At 72.5% G+C, this 11,297-nt stretch carries 6 protein-coding genes and 1 pseudogene; 4 read left to right on the top strand and 3 right to left on the bottom strand.

Annotated features, from left to right (window positions below):
* Positions 1-4: 4 nt before the first annotated feature.
* The 3 genes from PV796_RS39270 to PV796_RS39260 form a co-directional block, all read right to left on the bottom strand.
* A complete protein-coding gene (locus PV796_RS39270; protein WP_274918642.1) occupies positions 5-3,172 on the bottom strand; it encodes an amino acid adenylation domain-containing protein in 3,168 nt (1,055 codons plus the stop codon).
* An 868-nt stretch (positions 3,173-4,040) separates the two neighbouring features.
* The gene (locus PV796_RS39265; RefSeq protein ID WP_274918641.1) at positions 4,041-4,826 is read right to left on the bottom strand and encodes a sirohydrochlorin chelatase; all 786 of its coding nucleotides are present in this window, start codon (positions 4,824-4,826) and stop codon (positions 4,041-4,043) included.
* Positions 4,823-5,974: a uroporphyrinogen-III synthase gene (locus PV796_RS39260; protein WP_274918640.1), complete on the bottom strand. Its 1,152-nt coding sequence runs from the start codon at positions 5,972-5,974 to the stop codon at positions 4,823-4,825. The genes PV796_RS39265 and PV796_RS39260 overlap by 4 nt, the downstream gene beginning before the upstream one ends.
* A gap of 189 nt (positions 5,975-6,163) precedes the next feature.
* Here PV796_RS39260 and PV796_RS39255 point away from each other — a divergent pair.
* The 4 genes and pseudogenes from PV796_RS39255 to PV796_RS39235 form a co-directional block, all read left to right on the top strand.
* Positions 6,164-6,538: pseudogene (locus PV796_RS39255) on the top strand (molybdopterin-dependent oxidoreductase); the annotation flags it as partial.
* Between the two features lie 139 nt (positions 6,539-6,677).
* Positions 6,678-9,296: a nitrite reductase large subunit NirB gene (gene nirB / locus PV796_RS39245; RefSeq protein ID WP_274918639.1), complete on the top strand. Its 2,619-nt coding sequence runs from the start codon at positions 6,678-6,680 to the stop codon at positions 9,294-9,296.
* On the top strand, positions 9,293-9,691 hold the full coding sequence (gene nirD / locus PV796_RS39240) for a nitrite reductase small subunit NirD (protein WP_274918638.1): 399 nt from the start codon (positions 9,293-9,295) through the stop codon (positions 9,689-9,691). The genes nirB and nirD overlap by 4 nt, the downstream gene beginning before the upstream one ends.
* A 123-nt stretch (positions 9,692-9,814) precedes the next feature.
* Positions 9,815-11,194 carry an MFS transporter gene (locus PV796_RS39235; RefSeq protein ID WP_274918637.1) on the top strand — a complete coding sequence of 460 codons (1,380 nt, stop codon included), beginning with the start codon at positions 9,815-9,817 and terminating at the stop codon, positions 11,192-11,194.
* The last annotated feature ends 103 nt before the right edge of the window (positions 11,195-11,297 follow it).

The raw sequence follows: 11,297 nt of genomic DNA, 5'->3' as shown, positions 1-11,297 counted from the left end.
CCTTCTAGAAAGAGAAATCGGCGTAGGCGGGGGTGGCCGCGCTCGTGGACGCCGAGGAGTCGAACAGGGGGGTGTGCGGGGCGGCGTCGAGGTCGTCGATCAGCTCGGCCACGCGGTGGAGGAGGTATTCCGCCGAGGACGCGGTGAACAGCGCGGTGCTGTACTCCAATTCGAGCACCGTGCCGTCGGGCCGCTGGTACGCCTGGAGGTTCAGGTCGAAGCGGCAGGAGTCCGGGTGCAGCAGGGTGACGTCCACCCGCAGCCCGTCGCGGGCGAAGCCGTGGAAGTCGATGTTCTGCCAGGCGAAGAAGGCGTCCAGGAGGGGGAGCCGGGCGGTGTCCCGGGGCAGCCCCAACTGCCCGACGATCCGGTCGAAGGGGTACGCCTGGTGTTCCAGGGCTTCCTGGTGCCGTTGGTGGGCGGCGTCCAACAGGTCGGCGAGTGTGGCGGGTTCGTCGACGGTGAGCCGCAGCGGGGCGGTGTTGACGAACATCCCCACCACGGGCTCGAAGTCGGGGTGGATCCGCCCGCTCATCGGGCTGCCGACCACCACGTCGCGCTGTCCGGACAGTTGCATCAGCGCTGCGCCGTAGGCGCTGAGCAGCACGGCGAACGGTGTGCTGCCGGTCCGTTCGGCGCTCCGCCGGACCGCCGCGTCGCGCTCGGGCGTCAGCGCCAGCCGCACCACCGCTCCGCTCTCCGTGCGCACGGGCGGGCGGGGGTGGTCCGTGGGCAGCTCCAGCCGCGGCGGATCGGCCAGGACCTCCGTCCAGTACCGCTCGTCGGCCGCGAACGCGCCTTCGGCGAGCCGCTCGGCGTACCACTGCGCGGCATCGGCGTAGCCCCATTTGGGCTCCGGCAGGACGCCGCCGGAGAGCAGCTCGGTCAGCTCCTCCGCGACGATCCGCAACGACACCCCGTCGAACACCGCGTGGTGGACGTCGAGGTAGAGCCGGTGGCAACTGTCGTCCAGCCGGATCAGCAGCGCCCGGAACAGCGGCCCGCCCTCCAGGTCGAACGGCCGGACGAAGGAGGCCAGCAGCGACCGGTCGTCCTCGTCGGCGAAGACGTCGGAGTCGGGCGGCCCCACCATCTCCACCACCGCGTGCGGGTCCGCCAGTTGCCGCACTCCCTCGTCGGTGACGACGAGGCGGGTCCGCAACGCGTCGTGCCGGCGCACCAGTTCGCTCAGGGCGGACCTGACCGCCGATGCCGTCACCGGTCCGTCGAGGTCGATGCGGAGCGGGATGTGGTAGGCCAGCGAGGTCGGGGCCACCTGGGCGTGGGTGTGCAGCCCGTACTGCTGCGGGTGGAGGGCGGTGGGGACGCCGATCGGAGCCGGCGTGACCGGCGGCAGACCGGCTGACGGCGTCTGCCCGGCGCGCCCGACGGCCTCCGTCATCCGCGCCAGGGTGCGGCTCTCGAAGACCTCCCGGTACGAGAGCGCCACCCCGTCCCGCACGGCCAGTCGCCCGATGAGCGCCCCGGCGGCGAGGGAGTTGCCGCCCAGCGCGAAGAAGTCGTCCTCGGGCCGCACGGCACGGCCCTTCAACCGCAGCACCGCGTCCCACACCTCGGCGAGCCGCCGCTGCTCGTCGGACAACCCGGCGTACGCGTCCGCGGCCGTCGACGGGTGGTCAACTTCCGTCCCCGCCGCGGGAAGTGCGGCCTTGTCGACCTTGCCGTTGGCGTTCAGCGGGAGTCGGTCCAGCGTCACCAGGTCGTCCGGCCGCAGGTAGTCGGGAAGCCGTGCGGCCAGTGCCGCCTGGACCTGTGCGGCGTCCGTGCCCTCGTCGAGGACCGCGTAGCCGACGAGGTGTTTGCCGGCCCCGTCCGCCGCGACGGTCACGCAGCCGTCCAGGACACCGGGGCAGCCCAGCAGGACCGCCTCGACCTCCTTGACCTCCACCCGGTGTCCGCGGATCTTGACTTGGTCGTCGATCCTGCCGTGGAAGTGCAGCAGGCCGTCCGCGTCCCTCGTCACGCGGTCGCCGGTGCGGTAGCAGCGCTCGCCGTCGATCATGACGAAGCGCTCCGCGGTCAGGTCCGGCCGGCCCAGATAGCCACGGGCCAGTCCGCTCCCGCCGGTGTACAGCTCGCCGGGCGTGCCGGTGGGCACCGGTCGTCCGTCGTCGTCCAACACCCGCACGGTCGTGCCGTTCAGCGGGCGCCCGATGGGCACCGCGCCCGGCTCCTCGTCACGCACCTCGTGGGTGGTGGTGAAGGTGGTGTTCTCGGTCGGGCCGTAGCCGTTGATGATCCGCAACCCGGGGTACGCGGTCCGCAGTGCGTGTGCCTGGCGGGCGGGGAGCACATCGCCGCCCACGACAACCGCGCCCAGCCGGGCGAAGACCGCGGGGTCGGCGTCCGCGGTCTGGCTGAACAGTGGGGCGGTCAGCCACATCACGGTGATGGCGTGGTGATGCAGGAAGGTCTTGAGGGCGGAGGGGACCAGCAGCGTTTCCTTGCCGGTCACATACAGCGTCGCGCCGTTGAGCAGGCACCCCCAGATCTCGAAGGTCGCCGCGTCGAACTCCAGGGCGCCGGTCAGCAGCAGCCGCTCGCCCGCGGAGAAGTCGAAGAAGCCGTTGTCCTTGACCAGTCGGACGATGCCGGCCTGTTCCACGAGCACGCCCTTGGGGCGGCCGGTGGACCCGGAGGTGAACATCACGTAGGCCAGGGGGGACCGCTCCCCCGCGCTGGGCAGGGCCTCGGTGGGCGGGGAGATCCCGGCGCGCTCCCCTTCGGCGATCAGCGCCCCGAGCGTCATGGCCCGGGTCGTCCGCGGTAACGCGGGGGCCAGGGCTCCGGCCAGTCCTGGTGCGCAGACCAGCAGTTGGGCGCCGCTGTCGCCCAGCATGTGCGCCAGGCGCTCGCCGGGGAAGTCGGGGTTGACCGGGAGGTAGGCGCCGCCGGCCAGCACGATGGCCACGGTGCACACGATCGCGTCGGCCGAGCGCGGGAAGGCCATGGCCACCGGCGTCTCCCGGCCCACGCCCATCGCGATCAGTCCGGCCGCCACCCGGCCCGCACGGTCGTGGAGTTCGCGGTACGACAGCGTGGTCCCGCCGTCGATCACGGCCGGCGCGTCGGGGCGGCATGCCACCTGTTCCCGGAAGAGCTCTTCGAGTAATGGCTGCTGACTGGTGCCTGGCACAGGCGCCGTGTTCATCAACGGATGGGCCTTTCCCGTCGCGCGCCGGTCGGGCGCGCAGACGAACCGACGGGCAGCGGGGGTCTCCCGAGCGCCGTCGCGGTGGAACGGTATTGAAGTGATGCGAAGTGAAGTAATGGGGCGTCGTGGTGCTGGGATCGCGGACAGGGGCGAAGGGCGGTCATTCAGACCAGACCCGTCCCCCTGGCAACTGACGTGGCGTGGCACGTCGTTGCCGCCGGCTCACCGTCCGGCTTTCCGGTCTCTCCCGCTAGCAGATTCACCACACCGACAGGAACCTGATCCCGCAAAAATAGTGACGTGGCAAATGGTCGTGCGCCCCCTCGGTCGCCCTGCAACGCACTCAACGTAGCAGCAGCTACACAGCCTGATGCAACGTGACCCTGTTCACACGTATTACGCATCGCGAACCACGGAAAAGGCCCCGTGGCGCAATCTCCACCCCACGCGACCCTCGCCCGCCGGCAATTACCGCCGGGTAGACCCTTCGCCCTCGCACCACCGCCCTGAGCAGCGACTCCCGACCCAAACGCCGCCCTGACGCATCCTTTACTCCCTCATATCACTTACCACGCAAGGGAATTCACCTACGCATGTCACGGCACGGCTTCCGCACCCACCCGAGAACCCCTTCCCGGCACCCGATTCACGTCGCCTCGGCGCCCCTCTCTCGCCATGTTCCGGAAACCAAAAAAACACATACCGGCAAGAGAAGAGGGAAAGAGGAGGGCTCCGCACGGAGATGAATCTGACGAACCGTCACATCAATGCCGGATCAGCCCAGTTGTCGCACGGCTCCCCCGGCGAGCCGTGACCGGGACGGCCACAATGCGTGCGTCAACGCGCCCAATATTGCCGGCGCGTGTCAGGTATGCGGTGATCGTGCGCCAGGAGTGCGACTCCGCGCCGCCATTCCCTGATTCCGGGCGGAAACGGCCACCACCAGCTCCCCCACCGCCTCCTCGTAGCGCCGCGCGATGAGGTGGGCGACCGCGTCGTGGGTGCCCAGGGGAGCGGTGGTGAGGCAGGCGCCGGAGCGGGCCGCACGGCGGGCGAAGAGGCCGGGGCCCAGGAGGTATTCGGCGAGGGCGATGCGGGGGTGGCCGGCCGCGCGGAGGGCGGCGACCGCCTCGGCGGGGGTGGGGCCGGCGGCGCAGAGGTAGGCGGGCATCACGGGGCCGCCCTGCGGGAGTCGGGCGCGCAGCAGTTCTGCCATGGCCACGGTGTCGGCGTTGGCGCGCGGGTCGGTGGAGCCGGCGGCGGCCAGGACGAGGGCGCCGCCCTCCGCGTGGTCGTCGGGGCGCCAGCCGGCCTGGTGCAGGCGGTCCGTCAGGACGTCGGCGAGGAGGGGGTCCGGGCCGAGGGCGCGGGCGATCCGGGTGTGCAGGTGGGGTGCGTCGGCGAGGGCGGCGGGTATGTCGACGCGGATGTGGTAGCCGGTGCCGAGCAGGAGGGGGACCACGATCACCTCGCCGGTCAGGCCGGCCAGGGCCTCGGGGAGCGAGGGGGCGAGCAGGTCCAAGTAGCAGTGTCGTACGGGGATTTCGGGATGGAGTGCGCGGGTGCGGGCGATCAGGGCCTCGGTTGCGGCCGCGCCCCGGGGGTCGCGGGTGCCGTGGGCGACGGCCAGCAGGGTCGGGGTGGCGGTCATCCCGCCGCCAGCCGGTAGCCGCGCTTGGGGACGGTGCGGATCAGGTCGCCGTGCCTGCCGAGCGAGTGCCGCAGCCGGCCGACGGCGGCCTCGACGGCGTGTTCGTCGGCGTCCGAGCCGGCCCAGGCACGGCGCAGCAGTTCGGCGCGGCTGAGCACCCAGCCGGGGTGTTCGGCGAGGGCGCGCAGCACCGTGGCGCTCTTGGGCGAGAGCCAGTAACTCTCGTCGTCCACCAGGAGGGCGTTGCCCTGGAGCACCAGTTCGCGGCCGTCGACGCGGAGCGTGCGGCGGCTGCGGGGCGGGAGTTCCTCGGTGACGGTGCGTACCAGGGCGCCGAGGCGGCCGCGTTCGGGCCAGACGACCGGGAGGCCGGCGTCGAGGAGCGGGCGGGCGCAGACGGGGCCGACGCAGATGGCGAGCACGTCGGTGCGCAGCGCGGCCACCACCTGCTCGTGCAGGCCGTCGGCGGTGGCGGTGGCCAGGAAGGCGGCGATCGCGGGTGCGCTGGTGAAGGTCAGTGCGTGGATCTCCCGGCGGGCGGTCTGCTCGACCAGTCGTCGTACCGGGCCGGGGTCTTCGGGTGGTGCCCAGCGGTAGACGGGGACGGAGATCACCTCGGCGCCGCGTTCGCGCAGTGCGGCGGCGAAGTCGTCCAGCGGCAGGCCGTGTTCCTGGACGGCGATCCGGCGGCCGTCGAGCGGTCGGGCCAGGAGCCAGGTGAGGAGTTCGTCGGTGGCCTCGGTGTCCGGGGACCAGCTCTCGCCCACTCCGCTGGCCCGGACCGCGCCGGTCGCCTTGGGGCCGCGGGTGAGTACGACCGCGTCCCGGCAGGCGGCGGCGAGTTCGGCGCCCCGGCCCCAGCCGTCGGCGGCGCTCATCCAGCCGCGCCACCCGACGCCGGTGGTCGCCACCACGTAGTCCAGTGGTTGCGCCAGGCACTGTTGGGTGGCGCGGCGCAGCGCGAGGTCGTCCTCCAGCGGGAGGATGCGCAGCGCCGGCGCCTCGATCACCCGGGCTCCGCGCCTGGTCAGCAGGGCGACGAGCTCCTCGCGGCGGCGTGCGGCGGTGACGCCGACGGTGAAGCCGGTCAGCGGGAGGTGTGCGTCACCGGCGGGGCCGGTGGGGTTGGAGGCGGCGGCAGTTCCCATGTCGGCAGAGTCGGGGGCGTAAGTTACCCGCAGGTTGCCCAGCCATCACACCGGTGTTAGCGAACCGTTCGTTGTGTTACGGCATATGTCACTGACCGCACCACGTGGCGATGGTGGTGTGCGCGAGGCGTATCAACCGCGCAATACGCGCGGTGAGGGGATGTAACGCACTGCGGTCAGGGTCGAGTCATGACCGACACCGTCTCCACCGCCGCCCCCGCCACCACGGCGACGCGCTGTCCGTACCGTGCGTTGCGGTGCGGCATGCGGCTGAGCGCCGGGACGCCCCCGGAGGTGCGGGAGCGCGCCGACTTCCCGGTCAACCGGGGTGCGTTGTGCGGCAAGGGGCGGAGCCCGGCCGGGCTGCTGGCTCCCGGTGCGCGGCTGACGACGCCGTTGGTACGCGAACGGGGCGAACTGCCGGCCACGAGCTGGCCGGTGGCGCCGGACCGGGTGGCGGCCGACCTCGCCGCGGTGCGGGCGGAGCGCGGCGCGGGCGCGGTGGGTGTCGTCGGCGGCGGATTGACCAACGAGAAGGTCCACCAACTCGGCGAGTTCGCCCGGGTGGCGCTGGGGACCGCCTGGTCGGCGCGATCCTCCTCGGCGACCCGACCACCGTCGGCGACCTCGCCCGCGCACCGGAGCACGACGAGCCGCTGCCCGACCACCCCCTGCACCTGCTCACCACCCTCGGAGCCTCCTCATGACGCAGCGCCCCTCGAACAGCCCGCTCAAGGAATTGGTCCTGGTCGGCCACGGCATGGTCGGCCAGCGCTTCCTGGAGACCTTCGTCGAGCAGCCGGAGGCCGCGCGGTGGCGGATCACCGTGCTCGCCGAGGAACCCCGCGCCGCCTACGACCGGGTCCATCTGACCTCGTGGTTCTCCGGCACCAGTACGGAGGAACTCTCCCTGACCCCGGCCGGTTTCCTCGCCGGGCACGGCATCGACCTGCGCCTGGCCGACCCGGCGACCGCGATCGACCGCGCCGCCGGGACCGTCACCTGCGCCTCCGGCGCGACGCTGCGCTACGACGCGCTGGTGCTGGCCACCGGCTCGGTCCCGTTCGTGCCGCCGGTCCCCGGCCGGGACGCGGCCGGCTGCCACGTCTACCGCACCATCGAGGACCTGCAACGGATACGGGACGAGGCCCGGGCCGAGCGCACCCGGACCGGCGTGGTGGTCGGCGGCGGCCTGCTGGGCCTGGAGGCCGCCGGTGCGCTCACCGCCCTGGGCCTTGAGACCCATGTCGTGGAGTTCGCCCCACGCCTGATGGCGATTCAGATAGACGAGGGCGGTGGGCATCTGCTGCGCCGCAAGATCGAGGACCTCGGCGTCCGCGTGCACACCGGGGCCGGCACCCAGGAGATCGTCACCGACGGCGAGGGCCGAGTCCGCGCCATGGGCCTGTCCGACGGCCGCGAACTCCCCGCCGACCTGGTGGTGTTCTCCGCCGGCGTGCGGCCGCGCGACCAACTGGCCCGGGACTGCGGGTTGCCGGTCGGCGAGCGCGGCGGCATCGTCGTCGACGAGCGCTGCCGCACCACCGACCCGCGCATCCACGCCATCGGCGAGTGCGCGCGGGCCGCCGACGGCCGGGTCTACGGCCTGGTCGCCCCCGGCTATGCGATGGCCGAGGCCGCCGCCCGCTCGCTGGCCGCCGACCAGTCCGAGCAACTGCCCGCGGCGGAGCACCTGTTCACCGGCGCCGACACCGCCACCAAGCTCAAGCTGCTGGGCGTCGACGTCGCGAGCTTCGGCGACGCGCACGGCGCCACCGAGGGCGCGGCCGACATCCGGTACAGCGACAGCCGGGCCGGGATCTACAAGAAGCTGGTCGTCGGTCGCGAGGGCCAGCTCCTGGGCGGCGTGTTGGTCGGCGACACCGAGTCCTACGGCCTTCTGCGCCCGCTCGCGCTCGGCGGCAAGCCGCTGACGACCGCGCCCGAGCAACTGGTGCTGCCCACCGGGCTCGCGCCGGCCACCGGGTCGACCGCGCTGCCGGACGACGCGGTCGTCTGCTCCTGTCACAACGTCACCAAGGGCACCCTCCGCACGGCCGTGTCCGAGCAGGGCTGCACCACCGTCCCCGACGTCAAGAAGTGCACCAAGGCCGGGACCGGCTGCGGCAGTTGCGTGCCGCAGCTCGGCACGATCGTGGCCGAGGAGCTGGCGGCCGGCGGCGTCACCGTCGACACGAGCCTGTGCGAGCACTTCGGGCACACCCGCGCCGAGCTCTACGAGATCGTCCAGGCGGCCGGGATCGACTCCTTCGGCGAGCTGCTGGACCGGTACGGGCGCGGCGGTGAGGGCTGCGAGGTCTGCAAGCCGGTCGTCGCCTCGATCCTGGCCGGCCTGGCCGGCGGTCACGTCCTCGACGGGGAGCAGGGCGCGCTGCAGGACACCAACGACCACTTCCTCGCCAACTTGCAGCGCAACGGCTCCTATTCGGTCGTGCCGCGGGTCCCCGGCGGCGAGATCACCCCGCAGGGCCTGATCACCATCGGTGAGATCGCCCGTGACTACGGCCTCTACACCAAGATCACCGGGGGCCAGCGGATCGACCTGTTCGGCGCCACCGTCGACCAACTCCCCCGGATCTGGCGCCGCCTCGTCGACGCCGGCTTCGAGTCCGGCCACGCGTACGGCAAGTCGCTGCGCACGGTGAAGTCCTGTGTGGGCGAGACCTGGTGCCGCTACGGCGTACAGGACTCGGTCGGGCTGGCCATCGAACTGGAGCTGCGCTACCGGGGGTTGCGCTCGCCACACAAGATCAAGGCGGCGGTCTCCGGCTGCGCCCGCGAGTGCGCCGAGGCCCAGGGCAAGGACTTCGGCGTCATCGCCACCTCCGCGGGCTGGAACCTCTACATCGGCGGCAACGGCGGCATGACCCCGCGCCACGCCGACCTGCTCGCGGCCGACCTGGACAAGAAGACCCTGCTCCGGACGATCGACCGGTTCCTGATGTTCTACCTCCGCACCGCCGACCGGCTGGAGCGCACCTCGACCTGGCTGGAGCGCATCGACGGCGGCCTGGACCACGTCCGGGAGGTGGTGCTGGACGACTCGCTGGGCATCTGCGCCGAGCTGGAGTTGCAGATGGAGCGCCACATCGACCGCTACGAGGACGAGTGGGCCGCGGTGCTCGCCGACCCCGAACGGCTGCGCCGCTTCACCTCCTTCGTCAACGCCCCCGGAACCCCCGACCCGGCCGTGACCTTCGTCCCCGAGCGCGGCCAGATCCGACCCGCCCGTCCCGACGAGGACGGGCACGGCACCCCGGCGCTGATCGCCGGCCCCCAACTGGAGGTGCGTACCGCATGACCGACACCACGCTCGAAACCCGCCCCGCGGTCGAGACGTCCACCGCGATCGGAACCGTCGAGATCCTGGACGGCCGGAGGTGGACCCGGGTCTGCTCCTACGACGAGTTGACGCCCGGGCGCGGCGTCGCCGTGCTCAGCGCGAGCGGCCAGCAGGTCGCGGTCTTCCGGGACCGCGCCGGCGAGCTGTACGCGGTCGACAACCGCGATCCGTTCAGCGGCGCCTACGTCCTGTCCCGCGGCATCCTCGGCAGCCGTGCGGGCGTGCCGACGGTGGCCTCCCCGATGTACAAGCAGGCGTTCGACCTGCGCGACGGCCGCTGCCTCGACGAGGAGACCACCCCCGACGGGCGGCCCGCGGTCCTGCGCATCTGGCCGGTGCGCCTCGGGTCGTAGCCCGCCGACGGCCCGCACGCCGACGTGCGCGAGCCGTAACCTCTCACCACGCCCCGCCCCACCGTCACCTCACCACCCCCCACCGTCCGGATCCCCCCTCTCTCACCGAGCAGGTGACACGTCATGACGAGCACTGCCGTCGGCAGCGAAACCACCACCGCAACGGCCCCGGCCCGGGCCCGTACCCTCACCGACTGGCGGCCGGAGGACGAGGACTTCTGGGCCGAGGCAGGCGCCAGAGTGGCCCGCCGCAACCTGGTCTACTCGGTCCTCTCCGAGCACATCGGCTTCTCGGTGTGGAGCCTGTGGTCGGTGCTGGTGCTCTTCCTCGGCCCGGAGTACCACATCGACCCCGCGGGCAAGTTCACCCTCACCGCGCTGCCCACCGCGCTCGGCGCGGCGCTGCGGCTGCCCTACACCCATGCGGTGGCGCGCTTCGGCGGCCGCAACTGGACGGTCTTCAGCGCCTCGTTGCTGCTCCTCCCCACGGTGCTGGCCGGGGTCGTGCTGGAGCCGGGCGTCTCCTACGGCACGCTGCTCGCGGTCGCCTGCGTCGCGGGCGTCGGCGGCGGCAACTTCGCCTCCTCGATGGCGAACATCAACGCCTTCTACCCGCAGCGCCTCAAGGGCTGGGCCCTGGGCATGAACGCGGGCGGCGGCAACCTCGGCGTCCCGGTGGTGCAGTTGGTCGGCCTGGCCGTGCTGGCCACCGCCGGTGCCGCCCATCCGCGGCTGGTGCCGCTGGTCTATCTGCCGCTGATCGTGCTGGCGGCGCTCGGTGCCGCACTGCGGATGGACAACCTCCCCTCGCTGCGCAACGACCGGCGCGCGCTGCGCGAGATCGTCCGGGAGCCGCACAGTTGGGTCATCTCGCTGCTCTACATCGGCACCTTCGGCAGCTTCATCGGCTTCGGCTTCGCCTTCGGGCAGGTCCTCCAGGTGCAGTTCCAGCAGCAGTTCGACACTCCCGTGAAGGCCGCGTACCTCACCTTCCTCGGGCCCCTGCTGGGCTCGCTGGCCCGGCCGGTCGGCGGACGGCTCGCGGACCGCTACGGCGGCGCACGGATCACCGTGTTGACGTTCCTGCTGATGGCCCTCGGGACGGCCACCGTGCTCGTCGCCTCGGGCGCCGGTTCGCTGCCGCTGTTCCTGGCCGGCTTCGTCGCCCTCTTCACCTTGAGCGGTCTGGGCAACGGCTCCACGTACAAGATGATCCCCGCGGTCTTCCACGCCAGGGCGCGGGCGGCGGTGGCGGACGGCGATACCGATCCGGCCACCGCGGAGCAGGACGCGCGGCGCCGCGCCTCGGCGCTGATCGGACTCGCGGGCGCCATCGGGGCGTTCGGCGGCGTCCTGGTCAACTTCGCCTTCCGCCAGTCGTTCCTGACGGTCGGCGACGGCAACGCCGCCTACTGGGCGTTCCTGGCCGGCTACGCGCTCTGCTCGCTGGTGACCTGGGCCGTCTACCTCCGCCCCGGCGCCGGACGGATGTCCGGCATGTGAGCCGACGGCGGGCGTGGGCGCGCCGCCCGGAGCCGGAGCTGCGGAACCCGACCGCGACCGCGACCGCACCCGCGCAAGCCTCCCGTAAGCGGCGAAACCCCAG

This window comes from Streptomyces sp. WZ-12 (assembly GCF_028898845.1).
Taxonomy (GTDB): Bacteria; Actinomycetota; Actinomycetes; order Streptomycetales; family Streptomycetaceae; genus Streptomyces.
Note: the sequence above shows the minus strand (reverse complement) of the source record. Positions and strands in the feature narration are given on the sequence as shown.

What these genes read in the sequence shown, in the direction of transcription:
- PV796_RS39235 (WP_274918637.1), top strand. Translation starts at nt 9,815, where the DNA reads ATGACGAGCACTGCCGTCGGCAGCGAAACCACCACCGCAACGGCCCCG.
- PV796_RS39260 (WP_274918640.1), bottom strand. Translation starts at nt 5,974, where the DNA reads ATGGGAACTGCCGCCGCCTCCAACCCCACCGGCCCCGCCGGTGACGCA.
- PV796_RS39270 (WP_274918642.1), bottom strand. Translation starts at nt 3,172, where the DNA reads ATGAACACGGCGCCTGTGCCAGGCACCAGTCAGCAGCCATTACTCGAA.
- PV796_RS39265 (WP_274918641.1), bottom strand. Translation starts at nt 4,826, where the DNA reads ATGACCGCCACCCCGACCCTGCTGGCCGTCGCCCACGGCACCCGCGAC.
- nirB (WP_274918639.1), top strand. Translation starts at nt 6,678, where the DNA reads ATGACGCAGCGCCCCTCGAACAGCCCGCTCAAGGAATTGGTCCTGGTC.
- nirD (WP_274918638.1), top strand. Translation starts at nt 9,293, where the DNA reads ATGACCGACACCACGCTCGAAACCCGCCCCGCGGTCGAGACGTCCACC.